Source organism: Streptomyces sp. NBRC 110028 (assembly GCF_001417735.1).
Taxonomy (GTDB): domain Bacteria; phylum Actinomycetota; class Actinomycetes; order Streptomycetales; family Streptomycetaceae; genus Streptomyces.
Genome location: NZ_BBUZ01000028.1, coordinates 263,001 through 278,467, shown reverse-complemented (window position 1 = coordinate 278,467; position 15,467 = coordinate 263,001). Strand labels below are relative to the sequence as shown.

Here is a 15,467-nt window from a genome sequence, read left to right as displayed (position 1 = left end):
GGGCGCCGCGCCTGTTTCCGGCCGGGCCCCGCGCGCTGCGCGGTGTCCGCCGTCCGGGGCGCGGGCGCCGCACGGGAGCTGTCGTATCGCTCGCCGGGCCGGTTTTCAGGGCCGGGACCGGCGAAAGTCTCCTGGTCAGTGCGCCTGCCGGACCCGGGTGGCTCCCAAGTGCCTGGGCGGCGCATCGACGGCGGTCCTTACGCGGAACCTTCCGGCGCCGCCATCGCGGCGGTCAGCTCGGCGGCCGTGGGTGGGGCGGCCTGAACTGCCTCGCGATCGGGCGCGAGCGGGTCGGTCACCGTGCCGGACTCCTCATCGAGCAGCCCCTGCGCCAGCCTGGTCACCGCTGCGGGGACCGGCGGCGCCAGGTCGGCCGTAGCGCGGAGACCGGACAGGACGTCGTCGGGTCGCACGGCAGGTGTCAGATGCCGTACTACCAGCCGCAGTATCGCACAGCCATCGTCGCCTGGCCTATCGCCCCGACCTGCGACCGCTTCCAGGCGGGCCACCGCGGCCCGGGCGTCGAAGGTGCGCATGCCGTTTTTCGTCCGGCGCTCGACCTCGACGGTCTCGGCCTCCAGGAAGGCGGCCACGGCCCGTTCGGCCTCCGCCGGGGCGACCCGGTCGAGCCGGATCTCCCACACGGACGCCTGGAGCCGGTCGGCGAGCCCGGAGGTGCGGGCCTCGACGGCGTCGATGATGTCGAGCCCGGAGGGCATCGACTCGTCGAGCAGCCCGCGCAGCGTCTCGGGGTCCCGTACCTCGGTGAGCTGGATCTCCAGGTACTCGGCCTCACTGCCGGTGCCAGTAGGGGCGGCATTGGCGTACGACACCTTGGGGTGCGGGGTGAAGCCCGCCGAGTACGCCATGGGCACCTCGGCGCGGCGCAGCGCCCGCTCGAAGGCGCGCTGGAAGTCGCGGTGGCTGGTGAACCGGAGGCGGCCGCGCTTGGTGTAACGCAAACGGATGCGCTGCACCGCGGGTGCGGGCGGCGGGCCTTCGGGCTGTCGCTTGCCCAGGGGACTGCTCCTTGTTGCTTCTTCTGGTGTCTCTTCGCTTGTCGCGCACGGGCCTGTGCGGCCCGTGCGCCTTCCAGCGTACTTTGTGACCGGCCGGTTGCCCGAGGGCTACTGCACGACCGACAGCGGCAGCAGCTTGCGGCCGGTGGGGCCGATCTGGATGGACGTGTCCATCTGCGGACAGACACCGCAGTCGAAGCACGGGGTCCAGCGGCAGTCCTCGACCTCGGTCTCGTCGAGCGCGTCCTGCCAGTCCTCCCACAGCCAGTCCTTGTCGAGACCGGAGTCGAGGTGGTCCCAGGGCAGGACCTCCTCGTAGGTGCGCTCGCGGGTGGTGTACCAGTCGACGTCGAGACCGAAGTCGGGCAGGGTGCGCTCGGCGCACTCCATCCAGCGGTCGTAGGAGAAGTGCTCGCGCCAGCCGTCGAAGCGGCCGCCGTCCTCGTAGACGGCGCGGATGACGGCGCCGACCCGGCGGTCGCCGCGCGAGAGCAGGCCCTCGACGATGCCGGGCTTGCCGTCGTGGTAGCGGAAGCCGATCGAGCGGCCGTACTTCTTGTCGCCGCGGATCTTCTCGCGCAGCTTCTCCAGCCGGGCGTCGGTGTCCTCGGCGCTGAGCTGCGGCGCCCACTGGAACGGGGTGTGCGGCTTGGGGACGAAGCCGCCGATCGAGACGGTGCAGCGGATGTCGTTCTTGCCGGACACCTCACGGCCCTTGGCGATCACCTTGGTCGCCATGTCGGCGATCTGGAGCACGTCGTCGTCGGTCTCGGTGGGCAGACCGCACATGAAGTACAGCTTCACCTGCCGCCAGCCGTTGCCGTACGCGGTGGACACCGTACGGATCAGGTCCTCTTCCGAGACCATCTTGTTGATGACCTTGCGGATGCGCTCGGAGCCGCCCTCGGGGGCGAAGGTGAGGCCCGAACGGCGGCCGTTGCGGGTCAGCTCGTTGGCCAGGTCGATGTTGAAGGCGTCCACCCGGGTCGACGGGAGGGACAGGCCGATCTTGTCTTCCTCGTACCGGTCGGCGAGGCCCTTGGCGATGTCGCCGATCTCGGTGTGGTCGGCGGAGGACAGCGACAGCAGGCCGACCTCCTCGAAACCGGTGTTCTTGAGGCCGCGATCGACCATCTCACCGATGCCGGTGATGGAGCGCTCGCGCACCGGGCGGGTGATCATGCCCGCCTGGCAGAAGCGGCAGCCGCGGGTGCAGCCGCGGAAGATCTCCACCGACATCCGCTCGTGCACGGTCTCGGCGAGCGGCACCAGCGGCTGCTTCGGATACGGCCACTCGTCGAGGTCCATGACGGTGTGCTTGGAGACGCGCCACGGCACGCCCGAGCGGTTCGGCACGACGCGGGAGATCCGGCCGTCGGCCAGGTACTCCACGTCGTAGAACTTCGGCACGTAGATGCTGCCGGTGCGGGCGAGGCGGAAGAGCAGTTCGTCGCGGCCGCCCGGGCGTCCCTCGGCCTTCCAGGCGCGGATGATCTCGGTCATCTCCAGGACGGCCTGCTCACCGTCGCCGATCACCGCGCAGTCGATGAAGTCCGCGATCGGCTCCGGGTTGAACGCGGCGTGGCCGCCCGCGACGACGACCGGGTGGTCGACGGTGCGGTCGGCGGCGTCCAGCGGGATACCGGCGAGGTCCAGCGCGGTGAGCAGGTTGGTGTAGCCCAGCTCGGTCGAGAAGGAGACGCCGAAGACGTCGAAGGCCCCGACGGGCCGGTGCGCGTCCACGGTGAACTGCGGCACCTTGTGCTCGCGCATCAGCTCTTCGAGGTCCGGCCAGACGCTGTACGTGCGCTCGGCGAGCACGCCCTCGCGCTCGTTGAGCACCTCGTAGAGGATCATGACGCCCTGGTTGGGCAGCCCGACCTCGTAGGCGTCCGGGTACATGAGCGCCCAGCGGACGTCGCAGGAGTTCCAATCCTTGACGGTGGAATTCAGCTCACCGCCTACGTATTGGATGGGCTTCTGCACATGCGGCAGCAGGGCCTCGAGCTGTGGGAAGACCGACTCGGCAGACATCGCGGACTTTCGTGAGCTGACAGGGGTGACCCACAAGCCTAACGCGACCGGAGCCACCCGTGGCACGGCGATCGGCACACCCCGCGCTTCCAGGGTCCACAGTGCCCAACGGACATCGCACTCCGGGCCACCCCCGCGCGAGCGGGGAAAGCCGTGCACCTGGACCAACGATCGTCCGTCCGTTCGGTTACGGCTCCAGCGCCGCCCGGTGCTCCGGGCGCGAGACCTCGGCCCACAGGCCGGGCAGTTCGCGCTCGCGGGCGGCCGCGCGGGCCTCCTCGCGGCCGTAGAGCAGGCCGACGGTGAAGGTGGACTCCCCCGCCGCGTGCGCCTGGATCGCCAGTTCGCGCAGTGCCTCGCGCGCGACCACGCTGTCCTGGTGGTCGCCGAGCAGTTCCTGCACCTCGGTCATGAGCCCGGCGAACGCCTTCGCGGGCGGGCCCAGCACCGGGCGGGCGGCCTCGGCGGCGTAGCGGGCCCGCTTGGCGTCCTTGCGGGCCGTGTGCAGGACGACGTCGCGGTCGGGTCCGGAGGGGGCGTCCAGGGCCGGGCCGAGACGGTCCGCGAGCCGTTCGTAGTCGCGCAGCACGGCCTTGCGGATCACCTCGGCGGCCGGGCGGGCGGCCGCGGGGCGCAGCGGCGGGTCGGCCAGGAGCGCGTCGAGGGTGTCGAGGAGGGCGAGGTAGCGCTCGCCGTCCAGGACGCCGGTCAGCCGGTCGCGGGAGCCGGTGCGGCGGGCGTGCGACCAGATCTCCAGCCGGGCGGCGACGGGGCCGAGCCGCAGTTCCACGGGCACCTCGGAGAGCCGTTCGGCGATGCGCGCGGTGAGCACTTCGCGGTCCCGGTCGATGCCCAGTTCGGCGGCCAGCCACTTCAGCTCGGCACCGATGGGGTCGGTGACGGCGCGGTCCAGGACCTTGCGGTACGAGCGGAAGGCGCTGCGCAGCCGGCGGGTGGCGACCCGCATGCGGTGCACGGAGTCGGGGGTGTCCAGGCGTACGGCGGGGTCGAGGGTGACGATCGCGGTGATCTGGCGGCGTACGTAGTCCAGGATGGCGTCACCGGCGGTGGCCTCGGCCGCGGCCTTCTTCCCGGCCTTCTTCTGGCCCATCTTCTTCTGGCCGGACTTCTTGTCGCGCTTTCCGGGTTTCCCGCCTTCCCGGTGCGGGCCGGTTTCGGCCAGGGCGCGGGCGAGCTTGGAGGGGAGGTCGGCCCGGCGCAGCCCGGCGTCCGTCAGATGCGGTTCCAGGGTGTCGAGGAACGCGGGGTCGCCGCCCTCGGCCAGCTCCACCTCGACCTCGGTCCAGCTCACCGGGTCGCCGGGGGCCGGGGCCAGTCGGCGCGCGGTGACCCGGTCGGCGGACAGCTCGGCGAGCAGCGTGCCATCGCCGTCCAGGAGGTGCCGGACGTTGCGCTCCGACAGCAGATGGACGAGGGGGACGAGGCCGTGGCCGCGGACGCGGGAGCGCACGAGGCCCGCGAGGTGGGCGGGCAGCGCGTCCGCGAGCGGGGCGCGGATCTCGTCCCGTACGTCGGGGCCCACCGGCAGCTTGAGGTGCCAGCCGGCGTCGCCGCCCCCGGTGCGGCGGCGCAGGGTGATGCCGTCGGCGGCGAGGCGCTGCCCGGGGGTGTCGTAGTACGTGGCGTCGAGCGTGACGACGCCCTCGTCCCTGACCTGCGCGATTCCGGCGACCCCGGCCAGTTCGGGGAGGCCGCCGGACGGGGCGCCGTCATCGGTGGTCTCGTACTTGCGTTCGATTTCCCGCATCATGTCCACCATGGCGTGAATGTAGTCGCCCGGGACGCCCGGCGGGAGTCCCCCGCGTCCGGGTCAGGCCGATACGGGCCGTTGCACCCGGATCGACTGGAGCAGCCCGATTCCGATCCATACGGCGAACATCGACGAGCCGCCGTAGGAGACGAACGGCAGCGGCAGACCGGCCACCGGCATGATGCCCAGCGTCATGCCGATGTTCTCGAACGACTGGAACGCGAACCAGGCGATGATTCCGGCCGCGACGACCGTCCCGTACAGCTCGGTGGTGCCCCGGGCGATCCGGCAGGCGCGCCACAGGACGACGCCCAGCAGCACGATGATCAGACCCGCGCCGAGGAAGCCCAGCTCCTCCCCCGCGACCGAGAAGACGAAGTCCGTCTGCTGCTCGGGCACGAACTGACCGGTGGTCTGAGTGCCGTGGAAGAGCCCCTTGCCGGTGAGACCGCCCGAACCGATCGCGATGCGCGCCTGGTTGGTGTTGTAGCCGACGCCCGCCGGGTCCAGGGCGGGGTTGGCGAAGGCGGCGAAGCGGTCGATCTGGTACTGGTCGAGGATGTGCAGCTGCCAGATCAGCAGCGCGCCGACCACCGCGGTGGCGATCAGCCCGGCGATCCAGCGGTTGGACGCACCGGAGGCGAGGAGCACCGCGAGCACGATCACCGCCATGACCATCACCGAACCGAGGTCCGGCATCAGCATCACGATCGCGATGGGCAGCGCGGCCAGGCCGAGCGCCTGGACGACGGTGCGGTGGTCGGGGGTGAGCCGGTCGCCCGCGTCCACCCGTGCGGCCAGCAGCATCGACATGCCCAGGATGATCGTGATCTTGGCGAACTCGCCGGGCTGGAGGGAGAACCCGGCACCGATCACGATCCAGGCGTGGGCGCCGTTGATGGTCGAGCCCAGCGGGGTGAGGACGGCGAGCACGAGGATGACGGACAGGCCGTACAGCACCGGCACCGCGCCGCGCAGGGTGCGGTGGCCGAGCCAGATGGTGCCGATCGCGAGCAGCAGCCCGATGCCGGTGTTCAGGGCGTGCCGGACCAGGAAGTAGTACGGATCGCCCTGGTTCAGCTCGGTGCGGTTGCGGGTCGCCGAGTAGACCAGCAGGGTGCCGATCGCGGACAGCGCGAGGCAGCTGAGCAGCAGCACCCAGTCCAGGCGGCGCACGAGCGAGTCGCGCGCCATGAGCTTGCGCCAGGTGCCGCGCTCGGGGGTGAAGCGGGGGACGGAGTAGCCGTGGGTCGACGCGCTCACTGCTGCGCACCTCCCCGCCGCCTGGTGTCACCCAGCAGGGAGAACGGCTTGCCCACCGGCTGGGCCTCGATCGAGCCGTCGGAGGCGATCTTGGGGAGGTCGGCCTGCGGCTTGGGCAGCAGCGCCTTCTTCTCGTCGATCTTGCCCTTGCCGTCGACCCCGTACAGCGCGTTGTAGATCTTGCGGACGGCCGGACCGGAGGCGCCGGAGCCGGTGCCGCCCTGCGAGATCGTCATGACGACCGAGTAGTCCTTGGTGTAGGTCGCGAACCACGAGGTGGTCTGCTTGCCGTAGACCTCGGCGGTACCCGTCTTGGCGTGCATCGGGATCTTGTCCTGCGGCCAGCCCTGGAACCGCCAGGCGGCGGTACCCCGGGTGGCGACGCCCGCGAGCGCCTGGTCGATCTGTTCGCGCGTCTGCCCCTTCATCGGGAGCTTGCCGTGCGCCTTGGGCTTGATCTCCTGGATGTGCTTGCCGTCCGGGCTGACGATCGCCTTGCCGACGGTCGGGTCGTAGAGCGTGCCGCCGTTGCTGATCGCCGCGTAGATGGTGGCCATCTGGATCGGGGTGACGAGCGTGTCGCCCTGGCCGATCGAGTAGTTCACGGAGTCACCGGCGCGCATCTTCATGCCTTCGAGGCAGTTCTCGTAGGAGAGGCGCTGGGTGTAGTTCCCGTTCTTCTTGCCGTTCTTGCACCAGGCGTCCTTGTTGGCCTTCCAGAAGTCCTTCTTCCACTGGCGGTCCGGGACCCGGCCGCTGACCTCGTTGGGGAGGTCGACGCCGGTCTCCTTGCCGAGGCCGAACTGGTGGGCGGTCTTGTAGAACCAGTCCCCCGGGTGCTTCTTGGGCTTGTTGCCGCCGTCCTTCTTCCACTCGTCGTAGGCGAGGCGGTAGAAGACCGTGTCGCAGGAGACCTCCAGCGCGCGGCCGAGGCTGATCCCGCCGAAGTTCTCGGACTCGAAGTTCTTGAAGACCTGGCCGCCGATGCTGAAGGAGCTGGTGCACGGGTAGGGCCCGTTGAAGGCGTATCCGGCGTTGACCGCGGCGGTCGTCGGGATCACCTTGAAGATCGAGCCGGGGGCCGCCTGGCCCTGGATCGCCCGGTTCAGCAGCGGGTAGTTGCTGTCCTTGCCGGTGAGCTTCTTGTAGTCCTTGCCGGAGATGCCGCCGACCCAGGCGTTGGGGTCGTACGCCGGGTTGGACGCCATCGCCACCACCCGGCCGGTCTTGGCCTCCATGACCACGACCGAGCCCGAGTCCGCCTTGTACTTCCGGCCGGTGTTCCGGTCGTACTGCTTGCGGGCGTCCTTCATCGCCTGGTCCAGCTCCTTCTCCGCGACCGCCTGGACGCGTGCGTCGAGGCTGGTGACGACGTTGTCGCCGGGCCGGGCCCGCTGGCTCTCCCGCTGGCCGATGACGCGGCCGAGGTTGTCGACCTCGTAGCGGGTCACCCCGGCCTTGCCGCGCAGCTTGCTGTCGTACTCGCTCTCCAGCCCGTTGGAGCCGACCTGGTCGGAGCGGAGCAGCGGCGACTTGGTGTGCTCGGCCTTCTTGATCTGCTCGTCGGTCACGGGCGAGAGGTAGCCGAGCACCTGGGCGGCGTTGGAGCCGGCCGGGGCGGCGTAGCGGCGCACGGCGGTGGGCTCGGCGCTGATCCCGGGGAAGTCCTCTTCGCGCTCGCGGATCTGGAGCGCCTGCTTGGCGCTGGCCTCGTCGGTGATCGGGATGGGCTGGTACGGGGAGCCGTTCCAGCAGGGCTGCGGGGTCTCGGCGTCACACAGCCGGACCTTGTCCTTGACGTCCTTGGGCTTCATGTGGAGGACGCCCGCGAGCCGGGTGAGGACGGCCTCGCCGTCGTCGGGCTCCTTCATCAGCGCGGTGCGGCTGGCGGAGACGACGAGCCGGGTCTCGTTGTCGGCGAGGGGCACGCCGCGGGCGTCCAGTATCGAGCCGCGGACGGCCGGGTGGACGACCTGCTGGACGTGGTTGTTGGCGGCCTTCTCGGTGTATTCGTCGCCGTTGCGGATCTGCAGGTACCACAGCCGTCCGCCGAGGGTGAGCAGGAGCGAGAAGACGATGATCTGGATGGCGACGAGGCGGACGGTGACCCGGGGAGTCCGTCCGGTCTCCGGAATATTGCTCATGGCGCTCCGTCGAGGGTGGAGGCGGGAGACGGGAGAACCGCGGGAGACGGGAGGGCCGCGGGCGACCGGCGGGCGGCGGCGGCCGGCGGGACGGCGGTGCTCACAGGCGCTTGACCCCCTTGAGCTTGACGCGGCCGTCCTTGACGCGGCCGGTCCGCTTCGTCGCCTTCGCCAGCAGGCCACCGCCCTGACCGCCGCCCAGGCCACCGCCCAGGCCGCCGAGCCGGGCGGCCCGGCCGGAACGGCGGAAGCGGCTCATCCGGCCGGTCCGGACGCTGCTCGCCGAGGTGATCCAGCGGGTGGCGCTCTCGGTGCCGGTGCCGCCGGAGCTGTCGGCCATCCGGTCGTTCTCCCCGCGTCTGGCCAGCCCCATGATCAGCGGCACCGTGAAGGGCGCCAGCAGCAGGTCGTACAGGGCGGCCGTGAACAGCAGCTCGCCCAGGCCCACATGGCGGGCCGCGTCGTCGCCGACGAGGATGCCGACCCCCGCGTACAGCAGGGTGGCGCCGATGGCCGCCGCGACGACCACCACCATCGGCCCGGTGGCCGACCGGAGCTGGCCGCTCTCGGGCTTGGCGAGCCCCGCCAGATAGCCGATGACGCACAGCACCAGGGCGTAGCGCCCGGCGGCGTGATCGGCGGGCGGGGCGAGGTCGGCGAGCAGACCGGCGCCGAAGCCGACCAGGGCGCCGCCGGTGTGGCCGTAGACCAGCGCGAGGCCGAGGACGACGAGCAGCAGCAGATCGGGGACGGCGCCGGGCAGTTGCAGCCGGGCGAGGACGCAGATCTGGACGACGAGGGCGACGACGACGAGGACGGTGGACAGGAGGACACGGTTGAGGCGCAGCATCGGTCAGCTCCTGTTGGCCGGGCTCGTTGCGGTGGCGGAGGGGGTGGCCGTGACGGTGACCGTGGGCGCCGGCTTGGGTTTCGCGGGCTTGGGCGGCAGTACGGTGTCGCGCGGGTTGGAGCGCGGCGCCTGGACGACGACGCCGACGATGTCCAGCCTGCTGAACCGGACGTAGGGGCGCACTTGGAGGGTGCGGGTGAGGTCGCCGCCGGTGGGGTCGACGCGGACCACCTTGCCGACCGGGACGCCGGGCACGAACGGCTTGTCGGCCTGAGAGCCGAAGGTGACGAGCCGGTCCCCCTTCTTGATCTTGGCCTTGCCGTTGAGGAGCTGGACGTGCAGGGAGCGATCGCCGCGTCCGGTGGCGAAGCCCAGCTCGCTGGACTTCTCCATCCGGGTGCCGACGGTGAAGTCGGGGTCGATGGCGAGCAGCACGGTGGAGGTGGAGGGGCCGACCGTGGTGACCCGGCCGACGAGTCCGTCGCCGTTGATGACGGTCTGGTCGCGCTGGATCCCGTCGTCGCTGCCGACGTCGAGGGTGACGGTCCAGGAGAAGCCCTGGGCGGCGCCGATGCCGATGACCTCGGCGCCCTTGATGCCGTACTGGCCGGCGCCGGCGACCTTGCGCAGCTTGTCGAGTTCGACGGTACGGGCGCGGTTGCGGTCGTCGCTGCCGAGCCGCTGCCTGAGTCTGGTGTTCTCCTGCTCCAGTTGGCTGATGCGGTCGTGCCGCTCGTCGGAGTCCCGGATCGCGGCGACGGCGTTGCCGACCGGATCGACGGCGCTCGCGACACCGTTCTCCACCGGGCCGAAGGCGGAAGCGGCGGCCTGACGGGCGCCGTCGAGGGGCGAGTCCTCACCGCCGCGGATATCCACCGTGATCAGCGCGAACGCGATGGCGATCAGCAGCACCAGGAGCAGCCGGCTCTCTCGTGTGTCCCTCACGTGCGGCGACGTGCCTTCCTCGTCGAAGTCGGACCGGTCCCGATCTCGTTGTGGCCGTCCGGTCCTTAAGGAGCCTTATGCCTGTATATCAGCGGATCCGCCGATGCGCCGTACGGGCGACACACCGCCCGCACGGCCGATCCACCTGGTTGTCATCTGCGCGGCTGGGCGTCCAGCACCTGCTGGAGCGCCTCGAATTCCTCCACGCACTTGCCGGACCCGAGCGCGACCGAGTCGAGCGGGTCCTCGGCGATGTGGATGGGCATGCCGGTCTCGCGGCGCAGCCGCTCGTCGAGGCCGCGGAGCAGCGCGCCGCCGCCGGTGAGCACGATGCCGCGGTCCATGACGTCGCCGGACAGCTCCGGCGGGCACTTGTCGAGCGTGGTCTTGACCGCGTCGACGATGGAGTTGACCGGCTCCTCCATGGCCTTGCGGACCTCGGCGGCGGAGATCACGACGGTCTTGGGGAGCCCGCTGACCAGGTCGCGGCCGCGGATCTCGGTGTGCTCCTCTTCCTCGCTCTCGAACGCCGAGCCGATCGTGATCTTGATGTTCTCGGCGGTGCGCTCGCCAAGGAGGAGGCTGTACTCCTTCTTGATGTGCTGGATGATCGCGTTGTCCAGCTCGTCGCCGGCCACCCGGATGGACTGGGCGGTGACGATGCCGCCGAGCGAGATGACGGCGACCTCGGTGGTGCCGCCGCCGATGTCCACCACCATGTTGCCGGTGGCCTCGTGGACCGGGAGGCCGGAACCGATGGCCGCGGCCATGGGCTCTTCGATGATGTGGACCTGGCGGGCGCCCGCCTGGGTGGACGCCTCGATGACCGCGCGGCGCTCGACTCCGGTGATGCCGGACGGAACGCACACGACCACCCGGGGACGGGCCAGATAGCGGCGCTTATGGATCTTCAGAATGAAGTACCGCAGCATCCGCTCGGTGATCTCGAAGTCGGCGATAACGCCGTCCTTGAGCGGACGCACGGCGACGATGTTGCCAGGGGTGCGGCCGATCATCTTCTTTGCCTCGGCGCCCACGGCGAGAATTCCGCCGGTGTTGGTGTTGATGGCGACGACGGATGGCTCGTTGAGGACGATCCCGCGGCCCCTGACGTACACCAGCGTGTTGGCGGTCCCGAGGTCGACAGCCATGTCACGGCCGATGAACGACATGTTGTTCCCCATGAGGATACGTCAGGCCTTCCCTGCTGGAGCGATTGCTTGCTTGAGGTCGGCAGGATGTGGTGCGCTGCGAGGCGCGGAAGCTTCATCGTAGTCACGCCCGCGCGAACACGCTGCGGGGGTCCTCCGCCATTGTCAGCAGAACACGAGCCCGCCCCCTCTAATGGTGACGTCGTGTCGCGGAGATGCGTTCCCCCGATCGGCTCGCATATGCCGAGGGGCGGCCGATAAATTCGACCGCCCCCAGGCCAGCAGGGGTGTGACCAGCTGATGATCGATCAGAGCGAGATCAGATGAGATCAGGCGAGACCGGGAAAGAAAATCTTGATTTCCCGCTCGGCCGACTCTTCGGAGTCGGAGGCATGGATCAGATTTTCCCGAACGATGGTGCCGAAATCGCCACGGATGGAACCGGGCGCCGCGGCGATCGGGTCGGTCGGCCCGGCCAGCGCCCGGACGCCCTCGATCACACGCTCGCCCTCGACGACCAGCGCCACGGCCGGCCCGGAGGACATGAACTCGACCAGGGGCTCGTAAAAGGGCTTGCCGACGTGCTCGGCATAGTGCTGCTCCAGCAGCTCACGGCCCAGCCGGCGCAGCTCCAGGGCGGAGATCGTCCACCCCGCCTTCCGCTCGATCCGGCCGAGAATCTCGCCCACCAGTCCGCGTCGTACGGCGTCGGGCTTGAGAAGGACGAGCGTGCGCTGGCTCACGGTGCGGGCTCCTTTGGGAAGTGGCATGCGGGTGAAGCTGTGCGGCTGAGGCTACATGGGTGATCGCCGACCACGTCACGCAGCGTCAGGCGAGGCGGCGGAGGCCGCGGCGAACCGCTCCTTCGCCTGGTCGACCTTGCGGCCGAAGTGGACCGAGGCCCACCACAGCCCGGCGAAGACCACGCCGAGGAAGAACATGGTGGTCACCACGAAACCGCTCAGCACCAGCCCGATCTGCAGGGCCCAGCCGATCTGCACCGCCCCGGGGCGGCTCAGCATGCCGCACAGCAGTACACACAGCGCCATGGCGATACCGCAGACCGTCCAGACGGTGCCCATCGACAGGCCGGACACCTTCATCGCGACCAGCCCGGCGAAGCCGATCACGAAGAACTCGCCGATCAGAGTGGAGGCGCACAGCGTCCGCATTTCAGCCCTTTCCCAGAAGCAGCCGGGCCTCGCCGACCGTGATGACCGACCCGGTGACCAGCACCCCCGCACCAGCGTATTCGCCCTCCTCCTCCGCGAGGGTGATCGCGGCCTCCAGGGCGTCGTCCAGCCGGGGCTCGACCTGCACGCGGTCGGAGCCGAACACCTCGACGGCGAGCCCGGCCAGCTCATCCGCGTCCATCGCGCGATGGCTGGAATTACGGGTCACCACGATTTCGGCGAAAATCGGCTCAAAGGCTTCCAATAGCCCCCGAACGTCCTTGCCTTCGCTGGCCCCGACCACGCCGATGAGGCGGCTGAAATCGAACGCCTCGGTGACCGCCTCGGCCGCCGCCCGGGCGCCCCCGGGGTTGTGCGCGGCGTCCAGCACCACGGTCGGGCTGCGGCGCACCACCTCCATCCGGCCCGGGGAGCTGACGGAGGCGAAGGCGGAGCGGATGGTGTCCAGGTCCAGCGGCCGGGCGTGCTGGGAGCCGACGCCGAAGAACGCCTCGACGGCGGCCAGCGCCACCGCCGCGTTGTGCGCCTGGTGGGCGCCGTGCAGCGGGAGGAAGATCTCGGGGTACTCACCGCCGAGGCCGCGCAGCGTCACCAGCTGGCCGCCGACCGCCACCTCGCGGGAGACCACCCCGAACTCCATGCCCTCGCGGGCCACCGTGGCGTCCACCTCGACGGCGCGCTTGAGCACCACGGACGCGGCCTCCACGGGCTGCTGCGCGAGCACCACCGTGGCGTCCTGCTTGACGATCCCGGACTTCTCGGCCGCGATCTCCCCCGGAGTGCCGCCGAGCCGGTCGGTGTGGTCCAGCGAGATCGGCATGATCACCGCGACGTCCGAGTCGATCACATTGGTGGCGTCCCAGGAGCCGCCCATGCCGACCTCGACGACGGCGATGTCCACCGGGGCGTCCGCGAAGGCCGCGTAGGCCATGCCGGTGAGCACCTCGAAGAACGACAGCCGGTACTGCTGCCGGTCGTCGACCATCTCGATGTACGGCGCGATGTCCTGGTACGTCTCGATGAAGCGCTCGGCGGAGATCGGCGCCCCGTCCAGGCTGATCCGCTCGGTGACGGACTGCACGTGCGGGCTCGTGTAGCGGCCGGTGCGCAGTTCGAAGGAGCCGAGCAGCGTTTCGATCATGCGGGCGGTGCTGGTCTTGCCGTTCGTCCCGGTGATGTGGATCGAGGGGTAGGCGCGGTGGGGCGAGCCGAGGATGTCCAGCAGCGCCTCCATGCGCACCAGCGAGGGGTCGAGCTTGGTCTCCTCCCACCGCGTGGCCAGCTCCGCCTCCACCTCGCGCAGCGCGCGGTCCACCTCGGGGTCGGAGGGACGAGCCGGAATGCCGTCGCCCTGCGGCGGGCCCGACTGCGCGCGCAGCGTCCGGCTGCCCGCCTCGATCACCGCCAGATCGGGGTCGCGGTCGGTCTCGGCTCCGACGATGTCGTCGAATTCGTCCGGTTCGTTCTGTTCGTCCGGTTGGTTCTGGGGGCGCTCGCTCACACGGACCAGTCTACGAGTGACCCCCGACAGGCCCCGGAAGCGCCCATGCCGTCCCGGGAGCGGCCCCGAACGGCCCCTCAGGAGGCCGCGCCGCCCTCCAGGGCCGCGGACATCATCGACTTGGCGATCGGCCCGGCCAGACCGCCACCGGAGATGTCCGCGCGGGGCGCGTCGCTGTCCTCGACCACCACCGCGACCGCGATCTTGTGGCCGCTTCCGTCATCCGCGTAACTCACGAACCACGCGAACGGATTACCGCTGTTGTCCTCGCCGTGCTGCGCGGTGCCGGTCTTGCCGCCGACCTCGACCCCGGGGATCTTCGCGTTGGTGCCCGTGCCCTTCTGCACGACGGTCCGCATCGCCGACCGCAGCTCCTTCGCCGTGGACTTCGACATCGCCTGGCTGTAGGTCTCCGGCTCGGTGCGGTCCAGGGTGGTCGCGCTGCCGTCCGTCGTGCGGTCCACCTCGTGGGGCTTCATCAGCTTGCCGTCGTTCGCGATCGCCGAGGAGACCATCGCCATCTGGAGCGGGGTCGCGGTCACGTCGAACTGGCCCATGCCGGTCAGCGCCGTCTGCGCGTCGTCCATCCCGCTCGGGTACACGCTCTTGGCGGCCCGCACCGGTATGTCCAGCTCGGAGTCGCCGAAGCCCAGTTTCTTCGCCTCGGCGCGCAGCTTGGACTGGCCCAGGTCCACGGCCAGCTTCGCGAAGACCGTGTTGCACGAGTACTGCAGGGCCGTGCGGATCGTCGCGTTCTCACAGGGCGCCGACGCGTTCTCGTTCTTCATGTCGGTGACCGTGCCGGGCAGCCGGTACGGGTCCGGGCTCCTGGTCGGCTCGTCCACCGACGAGTACAGCCCGTCCTCCAGGGCCGCCGCGGCGACCACCAGCTTGAACGCCGACCCCGGCGGATACGTCTGGCGCAGCGCCCGGTTCAGCATCGGCTGGTCCTTGTCCTTCGTCAGCTTCAGCCACGCCTTCTGGTCGGCGGTACCGGACCCGGCGAAGGTGCCCGGGTCGTACGAGGGCGTGCTGGCCAGGGCGAGCACCTTGCCGGTCTCCGGGTCGAGCGCCACGGCCGCGCCGGTCTTGTTCCCCAGTCCCTCGAAGGCGGCCTTCTGCACGGCCGGGTCGATCGTCGTCAGCACATCGCCCGGCTTGGACGGCTCCCGGGTCAGCGCCTCCAAGGGGTTCTTCAGCCGGGTGTCGGAGCCGTCGAGCACGGACCGGTTCAGGGCCTCCAGCTGGTTGCTGCCGTACGACTGCGAGGAATAGCCGGTGACCGGGGCGTAGAGCTTCCCGTCGGGGTACGTCCGCTTGTACTTCAGATCGCCGGTGGTGGCGGTCGAGCCGGTGATGGGCCTGCCCCCCGCCATGATGTTGCCCAGCGGGTTGGCGTACTGGCTGATGGTGTTGCGTTCGTTGTGGGAGTTGTCCCGGAAACTCGCCCCCTCCGCCACCTGGACATAGGTGACCCAGGCGACCAGGACCAGCACGAGCAGCAGGGAGAAGACGGAGGCGCGCCGCAGCGGTTTGTTCATGGGAGGGGGAGCTCCTTCCGGGACGTACTGGTGGATAACTCCCGGAAGGCGGTCA

Annotated in this window: 12 protein-coding genes; all 12 read right to left on the bottom strand. The window is 70.2% G+C overall.

Annotated features, from left to right (window positions below; translation table 11 throughout):
• Positions 1-197: 197 nt before the first annotated feature.
• Positions 198-977 (bottom strand): TIGR03936 family radical SAM-associated protein, encoded by a 780-nt coding sequence (locus tag ASC60_RS20375; RefSeq protein WP_055552893.1) that lies wholly within the window; start codon positions 975-977, stop codon positions 198-200.
• A 150-nt stretch (positions 978-1,127) separates the two neighbouring features.
• Positions 1,128-3,053, bottom strand: coding sequence for a TIGR03960 family B12-binding radical SAM protein (locus ASC60_RS20370; protein WP_055552891.1), 1,926 nt, complete (start codon positions 3,051-3,053; stop codon positions 1,128-1,130).
• 187 nt (positions 3,054-3,240) lie between these two features.
• Complete coding sequence (locus tag ASC60_RS20365; protein WP_055552889.1) at positions 3,241-4,833, bottom strand: CYTH and CHAD domain-containing protein; 1,593 nt, start codon at positions 4,831-4,833, stop codon at positions 3,241-3,243.
• Between the two features lie 51 nt (positions 4,834-4,884).
• A complete protein-coding gene (gene rodA, locus ASC60_RS20360) occupies positions 4,885-6,018 on the bottom strand; it encodes a rod shape-determining protein RodA (RefSeq protein WP_234357047.1) in 1,134 nt (377 codons plus the stop codon).
• A gap of 65 nt (positions 6,019-6,083) precedes the next feature.
• Entirely contained in the window at positions 6,084-8,231 is a 2,148-nt protein-coding gene (gene mrdA, locus ASC60_RS20355; protein WP_055552885.1) for a penicillin-binding protein 2, read from the bottom strand.
• Positions 8,232-8,331: 100 nt separating this feature from the next.
• Positions 8,332-9,078 (bottom strand): rod shape-determining protein MreD, encoded by a 747-nt coding sequence (gene mreD, locus ASC60_RS20350; RefSeq protein WP_055553130.1) that lies wholly within the window; start codon positions 9,076-9,078, stop codon positions 8,332-8,334.
• Positions 9,079-9,084: 6 nt separating this feature from the next.
• Positions 9,085-10,026 carry a rod shape-determining protein MreC gene (gene mreC / locus ASC60_RS20345; protein WP_055552884.1) on the bottom strand — a complete coding sequence of 314 codons (942 nt, stop codon included), beginning with the start codon at positions 10,024-10,026 and terminating at the stop codon, positions 9,085-9,087.
• 152 nt (positions 10,027-10,178) lie between these two features.
• On the bottom strand, positions 10,179-11,198 hold the full coding sequence (locus ASC60_RS20340; RefSeq protein ID WP_039941926.1) for a rod shape-determining protein: 1,020 nt from the start codon (positions 11,196-11,198) through the stop codon (positions 10,179-10,181).
• Positions 11,199-11,506: 308 nt separating this feature from the next.
• Complete coding sequence (gene ndk, locus ASC60_RS20335) at positions 11,507-11,920, bottom strand: nucleoside-diphosphate kinase (RefSeq protein WP_055552882.1); 414 nt, start codon at positions 11,918-11,920, stop codon at positions 11,507-11,509.
• A 75-nt stretch (positions 11,921-11,995) separates the two neighbouring features.
• Positions 11,996-12,349 carry a DUF4233 domain-containing protein gene (locus ASC60_RS20330; protein WP_055552880.1) on the bottom strand — a complete coding sequence of 118 codons (354 nt, stop codon included), beginning with the start codon at positions 12,347-12,349 and terminating at the stop codon, positions 11,996-11,998.
• Between the two features lies 1 nt (position 12,350).
• Positions 12,351-13,871, bottom strand: coding sequence for a folylpolyglutamate synthase/dihydrofolate synthase family protein (locus tag ASC60_RS20325; protein WP_055552878.1), 1,521 nt, complete (start codon positions 13,869-13,871; stop codon positions 12,351-12,353).
• A 77-nt stretch (positions 13,872-13,948) separates the two neighbouring features.
• On the bottom strand, positions 13,949-15,412 hold the full coding sequence (locus ASC60_RS20320) for a penicillin-binding protein 2 (protein WP_055552876.1): 1,464 nt from the start codon (positions 15,410-15,412) through the stop codon (positions 13,949-13,951).
• Positions 15,413-15,467: the final 55 nt, after the last annotated feature.